The organism is Streptomyces subrutilus, from assembly GCF_001746425.1.
Taxonomy (GTDB): domain Bacteria; phylum Actinomycetota; class Actinomycetes; order Streptomycetales; family Streptomycetaceae; genus Streptomyces; species Streptomyces subrutilus_A.
In genome coordinates this window covers 4,813,263-4,836,255 of record NZ_MEHK01000001.1, presented here as the reverse complement: position 1 = coordinate 4,836,255, position 22,993 = coordinate 4,813,263, and the positions used below count along the sequence as shown (strand labels likewise).

At 74.4% G+C, this 22,993-nt stretch carries 17 protein-coding genes; 7 read left to right on the top strand and 10 right to left on the bottom strand.

What is annotated here, in order from left to right:
* Nucleotides 1-84 precede the first annotated feature (84 nt).
* Both BGK67_RS22910 and BGK67_RS22905 read right to left on the bottom strand, forming a co-directional pair.
* Nucleotides 85-3,780: an ATP-dependent helicase gene (locus tag BGK67_RS22910; RefSeq protein WP_432215523.1), complete on the bottom strand. Its 3,696-nt coding sequence runs from the start codon at nucleotides 3,778-3,780 to the stop codon at nucleotides 85-87.
* Between the two features lie 237 nt (nucleotides 3,781-4,017).
* Nucleotides 4,018-4,368, bottom strand: coding sequence for an MGMT family protein (locus BGK67_RS22905; protein ID WP_432215471.1), 351 nt, complete (start codon nucleotides 4,366-4,368; stop codon nucleotides 4,018-4,020).
* Nucleotides 4,369-4,514: 146 nt separating this feature from the next.
* On the opposite strand from BGK67_RS22905, the gene BGK67_RS22900 reads away from it, so the two are divergent.
* Together BGK67_RS22900 and BGK67_RS22895 are read left to right on the top strand one after the other, a co-directional pair.
* The gene (locus BGK67_RS22900) at nucleotides 4,515-7,289 is read left to right on the top strand and encodes a lysylphosphatidylglycerol synthase transmembrane domain-containing protein (protein WP_432215470.1); all 2,775 of its coding nucleotides are present in this window, start codon (nucleotides 4,515-4,517) and stop codon (nucleotides 7,287-7,289) included.
* A 331-nt stretch (nucleotides 7,290-7,620) separates the two neighbouring features.
* Complete coding sequence (locus BGK67_RS22895) at nucleotides 7,621-9,216, top strand: alpha/beta hydrolase (protein ID WP_069921835.1); 1,596 nt, start codon at nucleotides 7,621-7,623, stop codon at nucleotides 9,214-9,216.
* 68 nt (nucleotides 9,217-9,284) lie between these two features.
* Here the strand turns inward: BGK67_RS22895 and moeZ are convergent, their stop codons facing one another.
* The 7 genes from moeZ to BGK67_RS22860 form a co-directional block, all read right to left on the bottom strand.
* Nucleotides 9,285-10,463 carry an adenylyltransferase/sulfurtransferase MoeZ gene (gene moeZ, locus BGK67_RS22890; protein WP_069921834.1) on the bottom strand — a complete coding sequence of 393 codons (1,179 nt, stop codon included), beginning with the start codon at nucleotides 10,461-10,463 and terminating at the stop codon, nucleotides 9,285-9,287.
* A 63-nt stretch (nucleotides 10,464-10,526) separates the two neighbouring features.
* On the bottom strand, nucleotides 10,527-11,288 hold the full coding sequence (locus BGK67_RS22885) for a spherulation-specific family 4 protein (protein WP_069921833.1): 762 nt from the start codon (nucleotides 11,286-11,288) through the stop codon (nucleotides 10,527-10,529).
* Entirely contained in the window at nucleotides 11,276-12,283 is a 1,008-nt protein-coding gene (locus BGK67_RS22880; RefSeq protein ID WP_069921832.1) for an NAD-dependent epimerase/dehydratase, read from the bottom strand. Before BGK67_RS22880 ends, BGK67_RS22885 begins: the two co-directional genes overlap by 13 nt.
* Nucleotides 12,280-13,125, bottom strand: coding sequence for a hypothetical protein (locus BGK67_RS22875; protein ID WP_069921831.1), 846 nt, complete (start codon nucleotides 13,123-13,125; stop codon nucleotides 12,280-12,282). Before BGK67_RS22875 ends, BGK67_RS22880 begins: the two co-directional genes overlap by 4 nt.
* Nucleotides 13,126-13,553: 428 nt before the next feature.
* Nucleotides 13,554-15,146, bottom strand: coding sequence for a GT4 family glycosyltransferase PelF (gene pelF, locus BGK67_RS22870; protein WP_069924044.1), 1,593 nt, complete (start codon nucleotides 15,144-15,146; stop codon nucleotides 13,554-13,556).
* Between the two features lie 194 nt (nucleotides 15,147-15,340).
* Complete coding sequence (locus BGK67_RS22865) at nucleotides 15,341-16,726, bottom strand: DUF3152 domain-containing protein (protein ID WP_167739590.1); 1,386 nt, start codon at nucleotides 16,724-16,726, stop codon at nucleotides 15,341-15,343.
* Nucleotides 16,727-16,731: 5 nt separating this feature from the next.
* A complete protein-coding gene (locus BGK67_RS22860; protein ID WP_069921830.1) occupies nucleotides 16,732-17,700 on the bottom strand; it encodes an alpha/beta fold hydrolase in 969 nt (322 codons plus the stop codon).
* Between the two features lie 130 nt (nucleotides 17,701-17,830).
* Between BGK67_RS22860 and BGK67_RS22855 the strand changes: the two genes are divergently transcribed.
* From BGK67_RS22855 to BGK67_RS22840, 4 genes are all read left to right on the top strand, one after another.
* On the top strand, nucleotides 17,831-18,049 hold the full coding sequence (locus BGK67_RS22855) for a hypothetical protein (protein ID WP_069921829.1): 219 nt from the start codon (nucleotides 17,831-17,833) through the stop codon (nucleotides 18,047-18,049).
* A 126-nt stretch (nucleotides 18,050-18,175) separates the two neighbouring features.
* Nucleotides 18,176-18,838 (top strand): TetR/AcrR family transcriptional regulator, encoded by a 663-nt coding sequence (locus tag BGK67_RS22850; RefSeq protein WP_069921828.1) that lies wholly within the window; start codon nucleotides 18,176-18,178, stop codon nucleotides 18,836-18,838.
* A gap of 145 nt (nucleotides 18,839-18,983) precedes the next feature.
* Nucleotides 18,984-19,211 (top strand): DUF3107 domain-containing protein, encoded by a 228-nt coding sequence (locus BGK67_RS22845; protein WP_069921827.1) that lies wholly within the window; start codon nucleotides 18,984-18,986, stop codon nucleotides 19,209-19,211.
* Between the two features lie 132 nt (nucleotides 19,212-19,343).
* Complete coding sequence (locus tag BGK67_RS22840; protein WP_432215469.1) at nucleotides 19,344-19,646, top strand: hypothetical protein; 303 nt, start codon at nucleotides 19,344-19,346, stop codon at nucleotides 19,644-19,646.
* 81 nt (nucleotides 19,647-19,727) lie between these two features.
* Here the strand turns inward: BGK67_RS22840 and BGK67_RS22835 are convergent, their stop codons facing one another.
* A complete protein-coding gene (locus BGK67_RS22835; protein WP_069921826.1) occupies nucleotides 19,728-20,486 on the bottom strand; it encodes a ferritin-like fold-containing protein in 759 nt (252 codons plus the stop codon).
* A gap of 451 nt (nucleotides 20,487-20,937) precedes the next feature.
* Here BGK67_RS22835 and BGK67_RS22830 point away from each other — a divergent pair, with 451 nt between their 5' ends.
* On the top strand, nucleotides 20,938-22,896 hold the full coding sequence (locus tag BGK67_RS22830; protein WP_244291296.1) for a DEAD/DEAH box helicase: 1,959 nt from the start codon (nucleotides 20,938-20,940) through the stop codon (nucleotides 22,894-22,896).
* The last annotated feature ends 97 nt before the right edge of the window (nucleotides 22,897-22,993 follow it).

Below are 22,993 nucleotides of genomic sequence, written 5' to 3'. Positions count from 1 at the left end.
GATCGCGCGTCGGTCCGGCGGGCACGGCGTCCGGATCGCTCGGCGTCCGGCGGGCACGGCGTCCGGCGCACGCGGCGGTACGGCTCACTCCACGGTCTGGCGGCCCTCCGGGCGGGCGCTGCACGAGCTGCGGAAGGAGCAGTGGTCGCAGTGCTTGCCCGCGGCGGGCGCGAAGCGCTCGTCCAGCACCCGGCCGGCGGCGGTGGCCAGCAGGTCGCCGACCCACTCGCCGTCGAGCGGCTGCTGACCCTGGACCTTCGGTACCTGGTCGCCGCCCTCCTTCTTGGGCGCGCCCTGGCGCAGCTGGACGAGTTCGGCGCCGCCGCCGGCGGGGCGCAGGCCGTCGAAGACCTCGTCGACGGCGCCTTCGCGCACGGCCAGCTGGTAGACGGCGAGCTGCGGGTGGCGGGCGACCTCGTCCCTGGTGGGGGCGGACTTGCCGGTCTTGAAGTCGACGACGTACGCGCGCCCCTGCGGGTCCGCTTCGACGCGGTCCATGGAGCCCCGGATCCGGACGGTGTGCTCGCCCGCTTCGAGCGTGACGTCGAACTCGTGCTCGGTGGCCACGGCCGCCCGGCCGCCGCGGTCGGTGGTGTGCCAGCGCAGGAAGCGCTCGAGGGCGGCGCGGGCGTTCTCCTTCTCCTGGGCCGACTTCCAGGGCGCGTCGAAGGCGAGGGCGTCCCAGACGGAGTCGAGGCGCTCCATGAGCACGGCCAGGTCGGCGGGGGTGCGGCCGGAGGCGACCTCGTCGGCGAGGACGTGGACGACGTTGCCGAACCCCTGGGCGGCGGTGGAGGGGGCGTCGGCCTTGACCTCGCGGCCGAGGAACCACTGGAGCGAGCAGGTGTTGGCGAGCTGGTCCAGGGCGCTGCCGGACAGCGCGACGGGCCGCTCCCGGTCGCGCAGCGGGACGCTGCTGCGGGTGGGCTCGTACAGCCCCCACCAGCGCTGCGGGTGCGCGGCGGGGACCAGCGGGCGGTCCTCGTCGTCGGTGAGCGCGGCGAGGCGGGCGAGACGCCGGGCGGCCGCGTCGCGCAGGGCGGGCGAGGCGTCGGGGTCGACGGTGGTGGCGCGCAGTTCGGCGACGAGGGCCGGGACGGCGAGGGGGCGGCGGGGGCGGCCGGTGACGTCCTTCGGGGTGACGCCGAGTTCGGTGAGGAAGCGGGAGGGCTGGTCGCCGTCCTCGGCCGGGGCCTTGACGGCGGTGACGACGAGGCGGTCGCGGGCGCGGGTGGCGGCGACGTAGAAGAGCCGGCGCTCCTCGGCGAGGAGCGCGCCGGGGGTGAGGGGCTCGGCGAGGCCGTCGCGGCCGATGCGGTCGGCCTCGAGGAGGGAGCCGCGGCGGCGGAGGTCGGGCCACAGGCCCTCCTGTACGCCGGCCACGACGACCAGGGACCACTCCAGGCCCTTGGAGCGGTGGGCGGTCATCAGCCGGACCGCGTCGGGGCGGGCGGCGCGGGTCGTCAACGTGTCGGCGGCGATGTCCTCCGCCTCCAGTTGTTCGAGGAAGTTGAGGGCGCCGCGGCCGCCGGTGCGGTCCTCGGCGCGGGCGGCGGTGTCGAAGAGGGCGCAGACGGCGTCGAGATCGCGGTCGGCGTTGCGGCCGGCCGCGCCGCCGCGGCGGGCGGAGCGCTCGAGCCGCTGGGGCCAGGGGGTGCCGTCCCACAGGGTCCACAGGGCCTCTTCCGCGGTGCCGCCGCCCTGGAGGAGCTCGCGGGCCTTGCGCAGGAGGAGGCCGAGGCGCTGCGCTCCGCGGGCGTAGGCGGGGTCGTGGGCGGTGAGCCGTTCCGGCTCCGCCAGGGCGCGCGCGAGCAGCACGTCGGAGGGCGCGGGCACCTTGACGCCGGCGGCGCGCTCCTCCTCGCGGAGGGCCCGGCCGAGGCGGCGCAGGTCGGCGGCGTCCATCCCGCCGAGCGGCGAGCCGAGCAGCTCGATGGCAGCCTCGACCCCGATCCCGACCTGGTCGACGGGGTCGCCCGCGGGGTCGCCTGCGGCGGGCTCGGCGGTACGGGGCTCGGCGGAGCCGGGGTCGCCAGCGGGGTCGCCTGCGGCGGGCTGGGACTCGGCAAAGCCGGGGTCGCCGGGTCGTGCGGGTCCGGACTCGGCATCGGGGCCGGGGGATGTTCCCCGCCCGCCCGCCCCGGAGTTGCGAGCAAGCTCGCTCACACCGCCGCCTGCGGCGCCCACGCCGGCCGCTGCCGCGGCGGCGCCCACCGACGGCTCGCCGCGCCCCGGCGCCGCGGGGCCCGCCGGATCGGCTCCGTCCGCCGGGGCGGCGGCATCGGCGGGGTCGGGTACGACCCGGCCGTCCGGGTCACCGGGCACGCCCGTGCCGACGCCGGGCGCGGGCGTCGCGGCGCCGGGCGCGGGCGTCGCGGCGGCGGTCGTCGGCGGGAGGTCGGCGGGGGCCGGCGCTGCGGGGTCGGTCGGGGGGAACGCGGGCGTGGAGGGGGGCAGGGCGGCGGGGGCGCCGTGGCGGGGGGCGGGCAGCTGGGGGGGGGCGGCGGCTGTGGCGGCTGTGCGGAGGGCCGTCAGGAGGGGGGCCACCGCCGGTTCGTGGCGGGGGGGGGTGTCCGTGCCGTCGGTTTCGACCGGGACGCCCGCCGTGATCAGGGCGCGCCGCATCGACGGGAGGGTGCGGCCGCCCGCGCGGACCAGGACCGCCATGTCCTGCCAGGGCACGCCGTCCTCGAGGTGGGCCCGGCGCAGGATGTCGGCGATGTTGTCCAGCTCGGCCCCGGCCGTGGGGTAGGTGTACACCTCCACCCGGCCGCCCTCCCGCGTGGCCTGGAGGCCCCGGTGCGCGCGGACCGCCGCCGCGGGGAGGCGGGGCAGGGGCATGCGGGCCGTCAGGAGGCGGGTCGCCGCCAGGAGGGCCGCGCCCGAGCGGCGGCCCACCGTCAGGGCCTTGACCGCCGCGCCCGGGAACGCCGACTCGAAGTCCAGCACGTTGTTGATGTCCGCGCCCCGGAAGGCGTAGATCGACTGGTCCGGGTCGCCGAAGGCGACCAGCGTCCCGGCGGGGCCGTTCAGCGCGCGCAGCAGCCGCAGCTGGGAGGCGTCCGTGTCCTGGTACTCGTCCACGAAGATCGCGTCGTAGGAGGAGGACAGGGCGGGGGTGCCTTCCGCCAGGAGGACCGCACGGTGCAGGAGTTCCGCGTAGTCCAGCGTGCCCTGCAGGTCCAGGACGTCCAGGTACTCGGAGAGGAACGCCGCGGCCGCCTTCCAGTCGGGCCGGCCGATCCGGGTCGCGAAGGAGTCGAGCGCGGACGGGCCGAGGCCCAGCTCGCGGGCGCGGGCCAGGACGGCGCGGACCTCGTCCGCGAAGCCGCGCGTGGTCAGCGCGGCCCGCAGGTCGTCCGGCCAGCGGATGGAGCGGATCCGGCGCTGGCCCTCCAGCAGGGTGCGGACCATCACGTCCTGCTCCGGGCCGGACAGCAGCCGCAGCGGATCGGCGAACAGGTCGGTGTCCTGGTGGGCGCGGACGAGCCCGTAGCAGAAGGAGTGGAAGGTGGTCGCCTGCGGAGCCCGCGCGCCGCCGAGCCGCAGGGCGGCCCGGTCGCGCAGTTCCACGGCCGCCTTGCGGCTGAAGGTGAGGATGAGGATCCGCGCGGGGTCCGTACCCGCTTCCACCCGGGCGGCGACGGCCTCGACCAGGGTGGTCGTCTTCCCGGTGCCCGGTCCGGCCAGCACCAGCAGTGGTCCGCCGGTGTGATCAACCACCGCGCGCTGCGCTGCGTCCAGCACAGGGGGGTCCACCCGTTCCGGCCCGGTGCGCACCAGGCGGTACGCGTCAGGGGTCCGCGTACGCCGCCGTTCGGTGCGGTCGGAAGGAGAGGTGATCACGTGAGCTGCCGGTCCTGGTGGGTCTTCGGGTGGCACCGCGGCGGCGGCGGCCGGAGCGGAAGAGGCAACGCTACGGCAACCGGCCGACCCCGCGCAGTCCGTCTCCGTCCCCCGGACGGGCCTTCGCGCGGGCGCTCGACCGCCCGCCCGGGCCCCGCATGGCCGAAGCTGTCAGGTGTGAGCCTCGTCGCGGTCCCCGTCGCGCTCTTCGCCGCCGTCCCAGCGTGCCCGGCGCATGTCGAGCCGCGGCTCGCCGCCGGCCGTCAGGCGCAGCGGGGTGGCCTCCGCCCGGTAGTGCCCCAGGGCGCGGCGCTCGCTGCCGGGCAGCGGTACGCCGTCCGCGCGCACCACGCGCCACCAGGGCACGGCCCCTCCGTACAGGGCCATGACGCGGCCGACTTGGCGGGGTCCGCCCTCGCCGAGCCATTCGGCGACGTCTCCGTACGTCATCACCCGGCCGGGCGGAATACGCTCGGCCACCTCCAGCACGTGCTCCGCGTAGGCGGGCAGCTCCTCGCTCATTCGGCCCATGGTGCAGCACTGCGGCGGCCGGGCGCCGGAAGACAAGGTTCCGTACCGGCGCGCACCCTGATGCCCCGCTGGCAGGTCGGTCCGTGCCACCATCTTGCGGGCGGTGACTGGTGATACGTGATCAAGAAGAGACGGAAGTGACGACGAAGGAGCAGGGTGTGAGCCCTCCGGACGGCGCGGCGGCGGACGACGACGCGACGCGCCCAGACGACGGCCCCGCCCCCCGGCCCGCACCACCGTCCGGCAGCGGAACGTCCGGGAACGGAACCTCCGGCACCGGGCCCTCCGACGGCGGACCCGCCGACGGAGCGGAGCCGGAGGGTCCGCACGGGCACGCCTCCACCGGCGCCGACCAGGTGGAGGTCGACGAACCGCTGCTCGCCGCTCGCGTACACCGCCCGTCCGACCTCGTACGCCTGCTCGTCGGCATCCTCGGCATCGCCGTCGTCCTCGCCATCGCCGCCTTCGCCCACGGCACCACCGTCGGCCTGGAGGAGGACATCAACAAGGGCACCGGCCAGGCGCCCGACCTGCTGATCAAGGTCGCCGCGCTGGTGTCGAGCATCGCGGTGCTGCTGCTCCCCGTCGCCTTCGCCATCGAACGGCTGATCAAACGCGACGGCCTGCGCATCGCCGACGGCGTGCTCGCGGCGGTCCTCGCGCACGGGGTCACCCTCGCCACCGACCTGTGGGTCTCCCAAGCCGCCCCGAGCACGATCCAGGAAGCCCTCACCCGGTCCGCCGGGGCCGGCGGCGCGCTCACCGATCCGGTGCACGGCTACCTCGCGCCCGTGATCGCGTACATGTGCGCCGTCGGGATGACCCGCCGGCCGCACTGGCGCGTCGCGCTGTGGGTGGTCCTGCTCCTCGACGCGTTCACGATGCTGGTCAGCGGCTACACCACGCCGTTCTCGATCATCCTCACCGTGCTGATCGGCTGGAGCGTCGCGTACGGGACCCTGTACGCCGTCGGCTCGCCCAATGTGCGGCCCACCGGCAAGACCCTCCTCGCGGGACTGCGCCGGGTCGGCTTCCGGCCGGTCAGCGCGATGCGCGCCGATGTCACCGAGGGCGGCCCGGAGGCCTCCGAGGTCAGCGACCGGGGACGGCGCTACCACGTCACCCTGGAGGACGGCCCGCCGCTCGACGTCACCGTCGTCGACCGCGAGCAGCAGGCCCAGGGCTTCTTCTACCGGGTCTGGCGCCGGCTCACCCTGCGCGGCATCACCACCCGGCGCAGCCTGCAGTCGCTGCGGCAGGCGCTGGAGCAGGAAGCGCTGCTCGCGTACGCCGCCATCGCGGCCGGGGCGAACGCGCCGAAGCTGATCGCCACCTCCGAGCTCGGCCCGGACGCCGTGATGCTCGTGTACGAGCACCTGGGCGGCCGGAGCCTGGACTCCCTCTCCGACGAGGAGATCACCGACGAGCTGAGCCGCAACGCCTGGGAGCAGGTGCGGGCCCTGCAGTCGCGTCGGATCGCGCACCGCCGGCTGACCGGGGACGCCCTGGTGGTGGATCGTTCCGGCACGGTGATCCTGACCGACCTGCGCGGCGGCGAGATCGCGGCGGGCGACCTGGTGCTCCGGATGGACATCGCCCAGCTGCTCACCACGCTCGGCCTGCGGGTCGGCGCGGAGCGCGCGGTGGCCTCGGCGGTCTCGGTGCTCGGCCCGGACGCGGTGGCGGACTGCCTGCCGCTGCTCCAGCCGATCGCGCTGAGCCGTTCCACCCGGGCCACGCTGCGCAAGCTGGCCCGGGAGCGGGCGGACCGGGAGCGGGAGGCCGTGCTGGAGTCCTCGCGGGCGGCGAAGGCGGCGCGCGGGGCGGACGCCTCTGCCACCAGCCCCGCCGCGGACCGCAAGGCCGAGAAGAAGGCGCTGGACGACGCGCTGGACGGGGCCCGGGAGGAGGACCTGCTGAGCCAGATCCGCCAGCAGGTGCTGCTGATCCGCCCGCAGGCGCCGGTGGAGCCGGCCCGGCTGGAGCGGATCCGGCCGCGCACGCTGGTGTCGTTCATCGCGGGCGCCTTCGGTGCGTACTTCCTGCTGACGCAGCTCGCCCACGTGGACTTCGCGACCATCATCGGCGAGGCCGAGTGGGGCTGGGTCGGGGCGGCGCTGGCCTTCTCGGCGCTGAGCTACCTCGCGGCGGCGATGAGCCTGCTGGGCTTCGTGCCGGAGCGGGTGTCGTTCCTGCGGACGGTGGTCGCGCAGGTGGCCGGGTCCTTCGTGAAGCTGGTGGCTCCGGCGGCGGTGGGCGGTGTCGCGCTGAACACGCGGTTCCTGCAGCGGGCGGGGGTCCGGCCTGGGCTCGCGGTCGCGAGCGTGGGCGCCTCGCAGCTGTTCGGGCTGGCGAGCCACATCCTGCTGCTGCTGTCCTTCGGCTACCTGACGGGGACGGAGAAGACCCCGGAGATGACCCCGTCCCGGACGGTCATCGCGGGTCTGCTGACGGTGGCGGTGCTGGTGCTGGTGGTGACGGCGGTCCCGTTCATGCGGAAGTTCGTCGTGACGCGGGTACGGGCGCTGTTCGCCGGGGTCGTGCCGCGCATGCTGGACGTGCTCCAGCGGCCGCAGAAGCTGGTGACGGGCATCGGCGGGATGCTGCTGCTGACGGGCTGCTTCGTGATGTGCCTGGACGCGTCGATCCGGGCGTTCGGGGGTGGCGAGGCCATCAGCTACGCCAGCATCGCGGTGGTGTTCCTCGCGGGGAACGCGCTGGGGTCGGCGGCGCCGACGCCGGGCGGCATCGGGGCGGTGGAGACCACGCTGACGGTGGGCCTGGTGGCGGTGGGCCTGCAGTCGGACGTCGCCTTCTCGGCGGTGCTGCTGTTCCGCACGATGACCTTCTGGCTGCCGGTGCTGCCGGGGTGGGTGGCGTTCAACTTCTTGACCCGCAAGGAAGCCATCTAGCCTCCGGCTCGGGCGCACGGTTCCCTGGCCTGGCCCCGCTGCTCCACCACGGCTCGGACTCCGCCCGACCCTCTGGGGCTCCGCCTGGCGCCTCCGGCCGGTCGCGCGGGTTCCTGGCGGGGCCCGACCGCCCTGACGGCCCGGACTCCGCCCGAGCCCCCGGGGCTCCGCCCCAGACCCCGCTCCTCAAACGCCGGAGGGGCTGACTTTGGCGCCGGCGCAGCCGAGGCGGGGCAGAGGGCTGGGTTCGGCTTCGGCGCAGCCGGGGCGGTGGGGACACGTTCGGGTCAGCGCGGGGGCGGGGGCGACGGGGGGCGCCCAGGATGGGGGTATGCCGAGAAACGTCTGGCGGGTCACCGCCGCCACCGCCCTGGCCGCCACCCTGCTCGCCTCCGCCGGCTGCTCCGACGACGGCGACGGGAAGAAGACGAAGGCCGACGGCGCCAAGGAGGCCAAGCCCCTCGAGTGGGGCGAGTGCCCGGCCCCCAGCCCCCTGGAGGGCGGCGGCCAGGCCCCGCCCAAGGACTGGCAGTGCGCCACCCTCGACGTCCCCCTTGACTACGCGAAGCCCGAGGGCGAGACCCTCCCGATCGCCCTGATCCGCGCCAAGGCCCGCGACCAGAAGAACCGCCTCGGCTCCCTCGTCTTCAACTTCGGCGGCCCCGGCGGCTCCGGCATCACCACCCTGCCCGGCGCCGCCAAGGAGTACGAGGCCCTGCGCGCCCGGTACGACCTGGTCAGCTTCGACCCCCGCGGGGTCGGCCGCAGCGCCCCCGTCCGCTGCGAGGACGACAAGCAACTGGACGCGTACTACGCCGAGGACTCCACCCCGGACACCCCGGAGGAGGAGCAGGGCTTCGTCGACAACATCCGGACCTACCGGGAGGCCTGCGAGAAGAACTCCGACGAGCTCCTCCCCCACGTCGGCACCTCCAACGCCGCCCGCGACCTGGACCGCATCCGCCAGGCCCTCGGCGACGAGAAGCTGAACTACTTCGGCATCTCCTACGGCACCGAGCTCGGCGGGGTCTACGCCCACCTCTTCCCGAAGAACGTCGGGCGGGCCGTCTTCGACGCCGTCGTGGATCCGACCAAGACCTCCGAGGAGGGCGCGCTCGGCCAGGCGAAGGGCTTCCAGCTCGCCCTCGGCAACTTCGCCCAGGACTGCGTGGACCGCGGCGACGAGTGCAAGCTCCAGGGCAGCACCGCCAAGGAGATCGAGGCCAACATCATCAAGCTCCAGAAGGACCTGGCCGCCAAGCCCATCGCGGGCATCGGCGACCGGCAGCTCACCGAGGGCCAGGCGACCAACGGCATCGCGCAGGCCCTGTACTCCAAGGAGCTGTGGCCGCTGCTGGAGCAGGGCCTCGACGAGGCCGAAGGCGGGCAGGGCCAGCTGCTGCTCGCCCTCTCCGACGCCCTCAACGGCCGCGACCAGGACGGCCGCTACAGCAACATCGGCGCCGCGAACACCGCCATCAACTGCGCCGACTCCAAGGACCGGTACACCCTGGCGCAGACCAAGGCCAAGCTGCCGGCCTTCCGTGCGGCCTCGCCGGTCTTCGGCGACTTCCTCGGCTGGGCGATGATGAGCTGCACCGGCTGGCCGGTCGCGGGCGCCTGGGAGACCCCGGACGTCTCCGCCCCGGGGTCCGCCCCGATCCTGGTGATCGGCAACACCGGCGACCCGGCGACCCCGTACGAGGGCGCCCGCCGCATGGTCGAGCGGCTCGGCCCCGGCGTGGGTGTGGAGCTCACCTACAAGGGCGAGGGGCACGGCGCGTACAACAGCGGCGACACCTGCGTGCAGGACGCGGTCAACGCCTACCTGATCGAGGGGAAGACGCCCGCCGCCGGAACCGTCTGCACCGCCAAGGCGGACCCGACCGGGAGCCCGACGGCGCCCCCGACCGGCTCCCCCGTCTGACCCCCGCGCCGGGCCCGGCACGCCGAAGGGGCCGTACTCCCAGCGGAGTACGGCCCCTTCGGCGGCTGCTAGTAGATCGGCTTGTCCGGCTCGATCTGGTGGACCCAGCCGATGACGCCGCCACCGACGTGGACCGCGTCCGCGAAGCCCGCGGCCTTCAGCACCGCGAGGACTTCCGCACTGCGGACACCCGTCTTGCAGTGCAAGACGATGCGCTTGTCCTGCGGGAGGTCCTGGAGGGCGGTGCCCATCAGGAACTCGCCCTTGGGGATCAGCTTCGCGCCGGGGATCGAGACGATCTCGTACTCGTTGATCTCGCGGACGTCGATGATCTCGATGTTCTCGCCGTCGTCGATCCACTCCTTGAGCTGCTTGGGAGTGATCGTCGAGCCGGCGGCCGCCTCCTGGGCCTCCTCCGACACGACGCCGCAGAAGGCCTCGTAGTCGATGAGCTCGGTGACGGTCGGGTTCTCGCCGCAGACCGCGCAGTCGGGGTCCTTGCGGACCTTGACCTGGCGGTACTGCATCTCCAGGGCGTCGTAGATCATCAGACGGCCGACCAGCGGCTCGCCGATGCCCGCCAGGAGCTTGATCGCCTCGTTGACCTGGATGGACCCGATGGACGCGCACAGCACGCCCAGTACGCCGCCCTCGGCGCAGCTCGGGACCATGCCCGGCGGCGGGGGCTCCGGGTACAGGCAGCGGTAGCACGGGCCGTGCTCGGACCAGAAGACCGAGGCCTGGCCGTCGAAGCGGTAGATCGAGCCCCACACGTACGGCTTGTTCAGCAGCACGCAGGCGTCGTTGACCAGGTAGCGCGTGGCGAAGTTGTCCGTGCCGTCGACGATGAGGTCGTACTGGCTGAAGATCTCCATCACGTTCTCGGCTTCGAGCCGCTCTTCGTGGAGGACCACGTTCACGTACGGGTTGATGCCCAGCACGCTGTCGCGGGCCGACGCGGCCTTGGAACGGCCGATGTCCGCCTGGCTGTGGATGATCTGGCGCTGCAGGTTCGACTCGTCGACCTCGTCGAACTCCACGATGCCGAGCGTGCCGACGCCGGCCGCGGCCAGGTACATGAGGGCGGGCGAGCCGAGGCCGCCCGCGCCCACGGCCAGCACCTTGGCGTTCTTCAGGCGCTTCTGGCCGTCCATCCCCACATCCGGGATGATCAGGTGGCGGGAGTACCGACGAACCTCGTCAACGGTGAGCTCAGCAGCTGGCTCGACCAGGGGTGGCAGCGACACGGGGACTCCGTAGATGGTGACGTCTCAACGGTGGTTCTTCCCGTAACACTGCCACGCCCGTCTTCATTCCAAGACACCCGTCCCGATCCGCGAGACGATTTCGTCCCAGTACCCGGGCATGGACGCCCAGGGGTCGCGGTCGGCCGCGCCGCACCGGTCGGTGAACCAGATCGTCCCCGCGCCCTGCCAGCGGGCGATCCGCATCGCCTCCTCCAGATGGGTGCGCGGCACCCCGTGGACGAGGTGGCAGAAGCGCTCGGGGGGATGGTCGGCGGTCCACTCCGCCACCTGCGACCAGCGGTAGTCGGCCCACGCCCCGGAGAAGGTGACCAGCTGGTCGGCGGCCTCCACGTAGCCCTCGTAGGGGTGGGTGCCGTGCCCGAGCACGATCCGCACGTCCTCGCCGAGGCCCCGCAGGGTGTCCGCGACCCGGCGCACCGAGGCGAGTTCGGCCTTGCCGGCGGGGGCCCCGGCGAGGTAGAAGCCGCCCACCCCGTACCAGTCGCGGAACCGGTGGGCGTCGGAGACCAGCTCCCCGAAGGAGCGTTCACCGTCCCGCATCGCGAGATGGCCCAGGAGGCGGGGGCCGGCGCCGGCCGCGCCGCGGAGCTTCGCGGCCGCCTCCGTGCAGTGCGGGTCGGGCCGCCCGCCCGGGCCGTCCGTGACGTTGAGCACCGCCCAGTGCAGCGGGGTCCCGGGGCGGGTCAGCTCGGCCCACTCGACGGGGGCGAGCAGCGGGTGCGCGTAGCCGGGAATGCCCAGCCCCAGGCGGCCGGCCCCGGTGGTGGCCTCGGCGGCCCCCGGCGGCGTGGTCAGATGCGGCACGCCGCCTCCATCCAGATGTCCGCGAGGGATTCCTCCAGGTTGATCCGCGGCCGCCAGCCGAGCCGGTCGCGGGCGGTGCGGACATCGGCCTGCTGCCAGGCCCCGCAGCCGTCGGGGTACGGGTACGGCTGGGGCGCGGCCGCGGCGAGCTGCTCGGCGGTCACCTCGGAGCGGGGGGCGCCGATGGCGGCGAGACCGGCCGGCCGGCCGGGGTGCGCGTGCTGCTGGGGCCCGCCGTGCGGGAGGTCCAGCTCGTGCAGGGCGCCCCCGTACCCGGCGACCCGGGCCAGGACGGCGGCCGCGTCGCGCAGCCGGACCGCGCGGCCGGTGCCGATGTTCACCACACCCTGGGCCGCCGAGAGCGAGGCGGCGTGCACGGCCCGGGCCACGTCCCGTACGTCGACGAAGTCGCGCTGTACGCCGAGCCCGCTGAGCTTGAGCTCCCCGTCCCCGGACTGCATCGCGCGCCGCATCGCCTCGGCGAGCCGGCCGAGCGGGGAGCCGGCGGGGGTGCCGGGGCCGACGGGTGAGAAGACCCGGAGCACGACGGCGTCCAGACCGGAGCCGAGCACCAGCTCGGTGGCGGCCAGTTTGCTGACACCGTACGGCCCGCCGGGTCTCGGCACGGCGTCCTCGGCCGTGGAGGAGCCGGGCTGGCTCGGCCCGTACTCGGCGGCGCAGCCGAGTTGGACGAGGCGGGCCCCGCAGCCGCTGCGGCGCAGCGATTCGCAGATGGTGGCGACGGCCACCGTGTTGTGCCGGGTGAGCTCGCGGGCTCCGCCGCGGGTGGCGCCGGCGCAGTTGATCACGACGCCCGGGTGGACGGCGTCGAGGAAGCGGGTCAGCGCACCGGGGCTGCCGGTGGCGAGGTCGAACCGGACGTCGGCGTCGTCGCCGCGGCCGAGCGCGGTGAGCTGGACGGCGGGGTCGGCGAGCAGCCGGTCGGCGACGTAGCGGCCGAGGTATCCGTTGGCTCCGATCAGCAGCACCCTCATCGCGTGGCCCCTTGGTTGGTTGGCTGGCCGGTCATCTTCTGTTTCTCCTTGCGGGTGGGTGGACGGGGCCGCGCATGGGCGGATGCGCGGGACAGTGCGAGGACCGCGTGTACGAGGAGTCCCGCGGCCGCGGCGGAGGCCGCGGCCGGGACGGGTACGAGGGCGAGCGCCAGGGCCGCGGCGACGGGCCCGCGGTGGGCTCCGTGGCGCAGCAGCAGCCTGGTCAGGAAGAGCAGAAGGGCGAGCGGCACGGCCGCGGTGAGCGGGGCCGCTGCGAGCGCGGCGGCCCCGGCGGCGGCCGCGGCGAACACCGCGACGGAGGCGAGGAGCAGCGGCCGGACCCGGTCCGCGAACTCCTCGAGGGCGCGGCTCCCGGCGAGCCGGGCCCCGGCCCGGGCGGCGAAGGCGGCGGCGACCAGGTGTCCGGGGGCGGCGGCCAGGGCGAGGCCGAGCGCGAGGGCGGTGCCGTACCGGTGCGCGGCCCAGCCGGTGACGGCCGCGGCGAGCAGGTGCGCGGCCCAGGGCCACCGCCCGCCGGCGGCCCGGCCGGGCCACACCAGCGCGGCGACGGTCACGGCCACGGCGACGGGCCCGGCCCAGACCGGCACGGCGGCGGCCGCCCCGAAGGCGAGGGCCCCGGGGAGCAGCGCGCAGCCGAGGCGGAGGAGCGCGCAGGGCCCGGCCGGCACGCGGGTGCGTGCGGCGGCGGGCGCCTCCCCGTGCGGGGTACGGGCGTACAGCTCCTCGGCGAGCGAGAAGACGTCCCGGTGCCGGAAGCGCCTGGCGGTGCGGTCGGTGATCCCGTGCGCCTCCAGCCCGGCGGCGATCTCCAGCGGATCCACGGCCCGCTCACACAACTCCCGATGCCGATGCAACAAGGCCTTGACGGGATCCCCTTTGCCCCGCCGCCCGACCTGCGTGCTCGCCCCCGAGGCACGGCCAACCCCGACAGCCTCTGCCCCGCCGCCCCCGGAAGCCCCGGGCCCGTCCACTCCGTCCCCGCCGACGCCTAAGGCGCGGGGCCCGTCCACTCCGTCCCCGCCGACGCTTGAGACGCGGGGCCCGTCCACTCCGTCCCCGCCGACGCTTGAGACGCAGGGCCCGGCCAATTCAGCCCCGCCGGCGTTTGAGGCGCGGGGTCCGGGGCGGAGCCCCGGCAGCGGCGCCGCACCCGCGTCCGAGCCGTCGTCCGCACCGGAGGTGGCCACGCCGAGCCCCGGCGCCGGCCCCGGAACCGGCCCCGCACCCGGGTGCAACCCTTCGGCCCCGGTCATGCCGTCGCCTCCGGTACGGGTTCGGCCCAGGTCGGGCTGGTCCAGTGGCCCGGCACCCGCGCCTCGGCCGGCCAGGCGAAGGGCGTCTCCCCGTCCTGCCGCGCGGCCCCGCCGGCGAGCAGCCTCAGGTAGATCTCCCGGAAGGCGGCCACGTTCTGCTCGACGGTGAACAGCTCCAGCGCCCTGGCCCGCGCGGCAGCGCCGAGCCGGTGCGCCCGGTCGGGATCCCCCAGCAGCGCCAGGCACGCGTCGGCCAGCGCCCGCGGATTGCGCGGCGGGACGACGAGCCCGGTGCCCCCGATGACCTCGCAGACCGCGCCGACGTCGGTGGAGACCGTGGCACGGCCGCTCAGCATCGCCTCGGCCAGGGTGACCGGGAAGCCCTCGATCACGGAGGACAGCACGACGACCCGACCGGCGCCGTACGCCTCGGCCGGGGTCTGCGCGTCGGGTCCGCCGATCTCCTCGAAGGTGACGGGGTTCTCCCCGACCGTGACGGCGTCGGCGGCCTCGTCGGGGAAGAGCTGGGCGGCCAGGGAGCGGCAGTCGGCGAGGTAGTCGGGGGCCGCGGCCGTGGCGAAGATGCGCAGGCGGGCCTCTGGAGCGGCCCGGTGGACCTCCGCGAAGGCGTGCAGCAGGGCGATGAGGTCCTTGGCGGGCTCTATCCGCCCGACCCAGACGAGGGTGTCGGGGTCGCCGCGGTCCGCGGACTCCCCGACGGTGGCGAATCGGTCCGCCTCCATCCCGGGGTAGACCGTCCGCAGCTTGTCCCGGGTGGCCCCGCACCGCTCCTGCCAGCGTCTGGCGTGCGCGTTCCCGGGGGTCAGGAGGTCGGCCCGGGCGTAGATCTCGCCGGCCAACCGGATGTGGAAGGCCGCCATGAGGGCCCGTACGGCCGGGCGGGCCTCCGGGCTCTGCTCGAGGTAGTGGGCCCGCAGCTGGACCCCGTACTCGGTGACCAGCAGCGGGACCCCGAAGAAGCGTTTGGCCAGCAGTCCGGAAAGGGCCGCGACCCCGCCCGCCGCCGCGTGGCAGACGTCGACCGCGCCGAGGCTCCCGGGCCGGCCGTTCTCCTCGTACCAGTCGAGGGACAACGGCCGCAGCATCCGCTCCAGTTCGTCCACGAACTCCAGCAGGTCCGGCACCTGCGCCGCCTGCACGGTCCGCCCGGCGCCCGGCGCCCGGCACGCGGCCTCGAGGACCCGTACCGCGGACTCGGAGCGCAGCGCCGCGTACAGGCCGCCCTGTTCGCGGGCGAGTCCGGCGAGCCCGTAGAGCCCGGCCGCGAAGGCGGGCGCCTCTCCGGCGCAGATCCCGCGGACCAGTTCCCGGAAGCAGTCGGCGAACCGCCGGCGCTCGCGCCGGCAGTACGTCCGCCCGTCGTCGGCCGGGGCCCACAGGGGGGCGGTCCGGACCCGGGTGACGTGGTCGGGCAGCGGGACCCTCGTGCGTTCCTGCTCGGCGCTGCGGCTCAGTGCGTAGAGCTCGAACTCGTGCTGCGGGAGCCCGCGCACGAGCCGGTCGCACCACAACCTCGCCTCTCCCGTGGCATACGGATAACCACCTTCCGTGAGCAGTCCGATCCGCACGAGTGGCACCCCCGATCTCCCGTTCAGGCGGTCGCCGTCGGTCCGGCGACCCGCCGCGGAGAACTCAAGCGGATGCTCCGAAGCCGCGACGGACGGTTGTCCGTCGCGCCACCGGAAGGGGTGAAGAGTCGTAACTTTCCCGTGCGGTTCGCGTTCGAGCGCGCTACGCGGTGGAACGCCGCCGCACAGAGCGGTCAACTACCGGGGAACACCCAGGGGTTGGGCTTGCACTGGACGCCGTCGATATCGAGCGACTTCGTCTGCTGCTGCATGATCGGGGCGAGTGCGCCGGGCGTCCGGCAGTTCACGTGGCCGTTTCCGAGGCGGTGGCCGACCTCGTGGTTGATGAGCATCTGGCGGTAGGCGAGCATCTGGTCCGGCCCGAAGGTGGCTGCGCCCTGGGCCCAGCGGAAGGCGTTGATCATCACGCGTTCGGTGGCGGCGGAGTCGCAGGAGACGTTGTCGACGGTGGTGTCCAGGTTGGACTTGGCGCACCACTTCCCGGTGGTCCCGGGGCTGGCCAGGGTGATGACGAAGTCGGTCTCACCGCCCGGTACCCGCTCGAAGGTCTTGGTGCCGCCGTGGCCCCAGCTGCGGTCGTCGTTGAGGGTGCGGTGGACGGCCTCGGCGAAGAGCTGCGGGTCCAGGCCCAGACCCTGTTCGACGTCGACCCGGTAGCGCACGAGCCTGCCCTTGCCGGGGGCCTTGGCCACGCCCGGCACGGTGTCGAAGACGCCGGAGCCGGTGAGCTTCTCGTCGATCGGCAGTTGCTGGGCCATCTTCTGCTCGTACGTCAGCTCCGGCGCGGGCGCGGGTGCCTGCGCCGGCGCCTGCACGGGCGGCACCTCCGGCGTAGGGCGGCCGTCGGAACGGGAGGCCGCCCCCTCGGCCCGGCTGTCGTCGGTGGCGGCGAGCGTGCCGCGCCGGGCGCTCTCGCCGTCCGCGGCGACCTGTCCGGCGACGACGACGGCGAGGACGGTGGTGACCGCCGCGGCGGCCATGCCGGTGTAGGTGCGGACCTTCGATCCGCGGCCGGAGCCGGGCTGCTGCGGCACCGGCAGCGCGTCGGCGGGCACCCGCGGGGCGGGCACGCGGCGGTGCGAGCCGGTGGAGGTGAGGGGGTCGCGGTCCGGCCCGGGAGCGGGGCCGCGCGAGGGGGCGGGCACGCGGGCGGGGCCGGACACGCGCGCGGAGGCGGGCTCGGGCGCCGGCGGAGCCAGGGTGACCTGCGGGAAGCCGACCGCGGGGGTGCCGAAGGCCGGGGTGTCGGTGTCCAGCAGGGCGGTCGCGGTCCGGGGGCGCGGGACCCCGCGCCAGTCCCCGTACACGGAGTCGGACCGGGCTCCCCAGGCCCCGCCGCGCTCGTGGTGCTGGGGGTGCCCGCCGGGGGCGGGCCGCTCCTCGGGGACGTATCCCTGGTGGGTGACGGTGGTCTCGGGCCTCGGCCGGGTGCGTTCCTCGTACACCGGCGGCCGCCCGTGCGCCTGTTCGTAGGGCTGCTCGTACGGCCGGCCGGCCGGCGCCGGAGCGGGTACGGGCACCGGGTCGGGTGCGGGCGCCTTGCGACTATGTCGTCCCACGGTCCTCAGCCTCTGCCGTCTTCGGTGTCCTTGAGCAGCTCCCGGAAGGCGGCGGCCACCACCTCGGGGTACTCCATCATCGCCACGTGCCCGGCCTCCGGCAGGCACACCAGCCGCGAGCCCCGGAAGGCGGCGGCCGCCTTGTGCGCCATGCGGTAAGAGACCAGTTGGTCCCTGCCACCGTAGACCAGCAGGGCCGGGGCGAGTACCCGCTGGGCCTGCCGCCAAAGTCCGTGCTGGCCGCCGAGGGTGTAGGCGTCGACGATGCCGCGGGACGACCGGGTCAGGGACTCCCAGAAGTACGGCAGGGCCATCCGCCGCTCCATCTCCTCGACGGCGTTGCGGAATCCCTCCGGCGTCACCCGTGCGGGGTCTCCGTAGCAGAGCTCCGTCACCCCCCGGGTGCGCTGTTCGGCGGTCAGGCCCTGTGCGATCCGGCCCAGCAGCGCGGCCATGCCCGGAACGGCGAGCAGCGCGGTCGGCACGGCCGACCTCTGCACGCGCAGTTCGGGCAGGGCGGGCGAGACCAGGGTGAGGGAGCGCACCAGGTCGGGCCGGGCGGCCGCGACGCGGGTGGAGACGGCGCCCCCGAGGGAGTTGCCGAAGAGGTGGACCGGGCCGCGTCCGGCGGCGTCGAGGTACCGGATGACCGCGCGGGCGAAGGCCCTGACGGAGTAGTCGCGGTCGCCCGGCGGCGGGGACCAGCCGAAGCCGGGCAGGTCGAGTGCCTCGCCGTCGACGGTGTCGGCCAGCTGCTCCATGAGCGCCGACCAGTTCTGGGAGGAGCCGCCCAGTCCGTGGACGAAGAGGGCGGGCGGCAGGTCCGTGCGGGCGGGCGGCCGTACCCGGACGGCCAGCTCCAGCCCGGGCAGTGCGACGGTGCGCAGCTGCTCTCCATCGGCCACCCGCGCCGCTTCCGCCGGGGCGGAGGGCTCGGCGGTGGACCGTACGCCCGGCAGCTCGGTCGAAGACATGCGGCAATGTTACGAGACGATCACGCCGGACTCCTTGTGTTCGCGGTCACAGACGCATGGCGATCCGTATAGCGGGGTATCCGCAAGCCTCCTAGGCTCATAGTGAGCAGAAGGAAGCGAGGGGAACGGTATGACTGTCGACCCTGCGGAGCCCGACACCTTCCGGGAGCCGTTTCCGGAAGTCGTCGACCCCGAAGCGCCCGAGGCGGACCTCGCGGAGCAGCTGACCGAGGTGGAGCCGTCGCGGGACGACGACCGGGTCACCGGTGTGGATCGCGGTGAGGCCAATGACGGCGATGCCGTGGAGCAGGCCAGGGTGGTGCCCCTGGACGACGACGACTACCGCTGACCAGCGTCTCCGACCGGTCCGTACCGCGAGAAAACTCGGCTTGAACCCACCAGATTCGGTTACCGAAAAGTACGATGGCGGCGCGGCGCAGAGCGCACTGTGTTCTTAGAGAAAGTGGGAGGCGGCGTGACAGCCATCGAGCAGACCGAGGCAGCGCGTCCGCGGGGCACGCGACTGCCGCGCCGGGCCCGGCGCAACCAGCTGCTGGGCGCGGCTCAGGAGGTCTTCGTCGCGCAGGGTTACCACGCCGCCGCCATGGACGACATCGCGGAGCGGGCCGGCGTGAGCAAGCCGGTGCTCTACCAGCACTTCCCCGGCAAGCTCGACCTCTACCTGGCGCTGCTGGACCAGCACTGCGAGGCCCTGTTGCTCGCGGTGCGCACGGCGCTCGCGTCGACGACCGACAACAAGCTGCGCGTGGCGGCGACGATGGACGCCTATTTCGCGTACGTGGAGGACGAGGGCGGCGCCTTCCGGCTGGTGTTCGAGTCCGACCTGACGAACGAGCCGGCGGTGCGCGAGCGCGTCGACCGGGTCTCGCTGCAGTGCGCCGAGGCCATCTCCGACGTGATCGCCGAGGACACCGGCCTGTCCAAGGACGAGTCGATGCTGCTGGCCGTGGGCCTGGGCGGGGTCTCGCAGGTGGTGGCCCGGTACTGGCTGTCCAGCGAGAGCCCGGTCGCCCGGGACACCGCGGTGGGCCTGCTGACCTCGCTCGCCTGGCGCGGTATCGCCGGATTCCCGCTGCACGGCAGCGAGCAGGCGGGCGACCAGGGCGCCGAGGGCTGAGCCGCGGGCGGCCGCGCGCCGTCGCCTCCTGCGCTGTTCGCTGCGAGCGTGTCCGCCGCGCGCGGTTCCCGTCCCCTCTCGGGCTAATGTGGACCGCGTACGGCGCGGCTGATCGCGCGAACCGGACCGTCGGAGGGACAAAGCCGTGGAGGTCAAGATCGGCGTGCAGCACGCACCCCGGGAGATCGTGCTGGAGAGCGACCTGAGCGCCGAGGAGCTGGAGAGCATCGTCGCCGCCGCGCTGTCCGGCACCGCGCCGCTGCTCAGCCTGACCGACACCAAGGGCCGCAAGGTCCTGGTGCCGTCCGACCGGCTGTCGTATGTCGACCTGGGCGAGCCGAGCACGCGCAAGGTCGGCTTCGGAGCTCTCTGACGCGATGGCACCTGACGTGCCGAGAACTGTCTGAAACGGCCCGGTGGTTGATTCCACCGGGCCGTTTCCGTGTCTTCCGCTTCGGGTAGGACCGCAGTGACGGCGATTGCCCTGATGTGTGGGAGGGACTTCATGCTGCTGATGGAAGTGCTCGGCTCTGCCCTGCTGGGCCTCGCCCTGTCCGCGACCGCCGCGCGCATGCTCGCCGGCCGCCTGCCCGCGCTGCGTGTGGTGCTGGTCAGCGGGGTGCTCGGGGCGCTGTTCGGGGCCTATCTGACGCACTTCGCACTCGGCCCGGGGCACAACACCCTGACCGCGACCTTCGTGGGGGCCGTGCTGGTGTCGGCGGTCGTGCTGTCCCTGCTGCTCCGTCCGGCCTCGGGGCCCCGCAGGCCCTCGCACAGGACTCCGTTTTCGGTCCCGACCCGGGGCTGACCCCTGACATGCGCCGGCCCCGGCACGGATGATGTCCGTGCCGGGGCCGGCGTACGCGTGCCGGATGCCCGGCGGCGGAGCTCAGGCGGCGAGGCCGAGGGCCGCCATGCGCTTGGTGTGCGCCTTGGTGATCCGGGTGAACATCTCGCCCACGGCGGCCAGGTCGAAGCCGGCGGCCATCCCGTCGACCCCGCCGACCAGCATGGTGGAGAGGGCGTCGCGCTCGGCGACCACGCGCTGGGCCTGTGAGAGGGCCTCGCCCATCAGCCGGCGGGCCCACAGTGCGAGGCGGCCGCCGCAGCGCGGGTCGGCCTCGATGGCGGCGCGGACCTTCTCCACGGCGAAGTTGCCGTGGCCGGTGTCGTCGAGCACGCCGAGCACCAGGGCCCGGGTGTCGGAGTCGAGGTGGGTGGCGACCTCGCGGTAGAAGTCGCTGGCGATCGAGTCGCCGACGTAGGCCTTGACCAGGCCTTCCAGCCAGTCCGAGGGCGCGGTCTGGCGGTGGAAGTCGTCCACGCCCTTGGCGAAGGGCTCCATGGCGGCGGTGGGCTCGGCGTCGATCGCCGCGAGCCGGTCGCGCAGCCGCTCGAAGTGGTGGAACTCGGCGGACGCCATGGCGGCGAGTTCGGCCTTGTCGTCGAGGGTGGGCGCGAGCTTCGCGTCCTCCGCGAGGCGTTCGAAGGCCGCGAGCTCTCCGTACGCGAGCGCGCCGAGCAGGTCCACGACGGCGGCCCGGTACTGCGGCGAGGCGGAGGCGGCCGCCCAGTCCTGGGCGGCGATGCCCACGGCTTCGGCGGGGGTGCCGTCGTCGGCGGGCGTGGCGTTTTCTACGGTCGACATGCTCCGCACAATAGCCCGCCGAAAGGCGCCTCAAGTCACCATGCCTGGTCACTGCCGGTCTGCCTGAACGTGCCGCGGTGATGAATTCACCCGACACAGCTGCGCGATTCCGGGGTACAGTGGTAATGCGCCTGCCGGATACTCGGCGGGCGATCTGAATGAGGATGCCCGGTCGGTGGCCCGATCGGCTCCAAACCGACCGCCCTCAGTGGTGTGGTGTGTGCGCAGACGCGCACCTCCCCGCACGAGGGGCCCCCTCAGCGGCAAGAGCGCTTGAGCGACGGCAGTGGTCCCGCGCGGCTTCGTACGTAGCAGTACGGCACAGCCAGGCACGGTACGACCCCCTTCGCCGCCTCGGGCCGCGTCTCACAGAAGAGGCAGCACCCTGACTACGTTCCGAGACCTCGGGATTCTCCCCGAGACCGCCGAAGCCCTCGAGGCCGTCGGCATCGTGTCCCCCTTCCCGATCCAGGAGATGACCCTCCCCGTCGCCCTTTCCGGCACGGACGTCATCGGCCAGGCCAAGACCGGCACCGGCAAGACGCTCGGTTTCGGCCTTCCGCTGCTGGAGCGGGTCACCGTCCCCGCGGACGTCGAGGCGGGCCGGGCCCGCCCCGACCAGCTCACGGACGCTCCGCAGGCCCTCGTGGTGGTTCCGACCCGCGAGCTGTGCACCCAGGTCACCAACGACCTCCTGACCGCGGGCAAGGTCCGCAACGTCCGCGTCCTCGCCATATACGGCGGCCGTGCGTACGAGCCCCAGGTCGAGGCGCTCAAGAAGGGCGTCGACATCATCGTCGGCACCCCGGGCCGCCTGCTGGACCTGGCCGGCCAGAAGAAGCTCGACCTGTCGCACGTCCGCGCGCTGGTCCTCGACGAGGCCGACGAGATGCTCGACCTGGGCTTCCTGCCCGACGTCGAGCGGATCATGAGCTACCTGCCGCCGAAGCGCCAGACCATGCTGTTCTCGGCGACCATGCCGGGCGCGGTCATCGGCCTGGCCCGCCGGTACATGACGCAGCCCACGCACATCCGCGCCTCCTCGGAGGACGGTGAGGGCGCCACCGTCGCCAACACCGCGCAGCACGTCTTCCGCGCGCACAACATGGACAAGCCGGAGCTCGTCTCCCGCATCCTGCAGGCAGAGGGCCGCGGGCTGGCCATGATCTTCTGCCGCACCAAGCGCACGGCGGCCGACATCGCCGAGCAGCTGGAGAAGCGCGGCTTCGCCTCGGGCGCCGTCCACGGCGACCTGGGCCAGGGCGCGCGCGAGCAGGCGCTGCGCGCGTTCCGCAACGGCAAGGTCGACGTGCTGGTGTGCACCGACGTCGCCGCGCGCGGCATCGACGTCGAGGGCGTCACCCACGTCATCAACTACCAGACGCCGGAAGACGAGAAGACCTTCCTGCACCGTGTGGGCCGCACCGGCCGCGCGGGCAAGAAGGGCATCGCCGTCACCCTGGTCGACTGGGACGACATCCCGCGCTGGCAGCTGATCAACAAGGCCCTCGGGCTGGACTTCCACGACCCGGTCGAGACGTACTCCACGTCCCCGCACCTGTTCGAGCAGATGAACATCCCGACCGGCACCAAGGGCACCCTGCCGCGCTCCGAGCGCACGCGGGCGGGCCTGAAGGCGGAGGACGTCGAGGACCTGGGCGAGACCGGCGGCCGCGGTGGCCGTGGCGGCCGCGGTCCGGCCGCCGCCGCCGTGGTCACGGAAGAGCGCCCCGCGCGCACCCGTACGCCGCGTCAGCGTCGTCGTACCCGTGGCGGTACGGAGCTGGACTCCGAGGCCGCCGCCGCTCCCGCGGCCGAGGCCCCGCAGGCCCCGGCCGCCGACGAGTCGCGCAGGCCGCGCCGCCGCCGCACCCGTGTGGGCGCGGTGCCGGCCCAGGCCGTCGAGACCGTCGCGGCCGTGGAGGCGGCTCCGGTCGTCGAGGCGCCGGTCGTCGAGGCCGCGCCGGTCGCCGAGGCCGCCGCCTCCGTGGTGGCCGAGGAGGCTCCGGCCAAGCCGAAGCGCACCCGCACCCGCAAGGCCGCCGCCGCGGTCGCCGAGGCCGCCGTGGTCGAGGCCCCGGCCGAGGAGGCCCCGGCCAAGCCGAAGCGCACCCGCACCCGCAAGGCCGTGGCGGACGCGGCCCCGGAGCCGGACTTCCAGATGGCGCCGCCCGTGGAGCCGGTCAAGGCCCGCCCCGCCCGCGCCCGCACCCGCAAGGCCGCGGCGGCCGCGGCCCCGGAGCCGGACTTCCAGATGGCGCCGCCCGTGGAGCCGGTCAAGGCCCGCCCCGCCCGCGCCCGCACCCGCAAGGCCGTCGAGGCCGCTCCGGCCGCCGCGGCGGGCGAGGAGGCCCCGGCCAAGCCGAAGCGCACCCGCACCCGCAAGGCCGCGGCCGCGCCGGAGGCGTAGGCAGCACCGCTCCGATGGCCCGGCTCCCCTACCAGGGGGCCGGGCCATCGGCGTACCCGCATCGGCCGTCCCACGGAACCGCGGGGCCGACCGGCCA

Coding starts and splice junctions, on each gene's coding strand:
- BGK67_RS22905 (WP_432215471.1), bottom strand. CDS start 4,368: ATGAGCGAGGAGCTGCCCGCCTACGCGGAGCACGTGCTGGAGGTGGCC.
- BGK67_RS22895 (WP_069921835.1), top strand. CDS start 7,621: ATGCCGAGAAACGTCTGGCGGGTCACCGCCGCCACCGCCCTGGCCGCC.
- BGK67_RS22880 (WP_069921832.1), bottom strand. CDS start 12,283: ATGAGGGTGCTGCTGATCGGAGCCAACGGATACCTCGGCCGCTACGTC.
- BGK67_RS22860 (WP_069921830.1), bottom strand. CDS start 17,700: ATGTCTTCGACCGAGCTGCCGGGCGTACGGTCCACCGCCGAGCCCTCC.
- BGK67_RS22855 (WP_069921829.1), top strand. CDS start 17,831: ATGACTGTCGACCCTGCGGAGCCCGACACCTTCCGGGAGCCGTTTCCG.
- BGK67_RS22840 (WP_432215469.1), top strand. CDS start 19,344: ATGCTGCTGATGGAAGTGCTCGGCTCTGCCCTGCTGGGCCTCGCCCTG.
- BGK67_RS22835 (WP_069921826.1), bottom strand. CDS start 20,486: ATGTCGACCGTAGAAAACGCCACGCCCGCCGACGACGGCACCCCCGCC.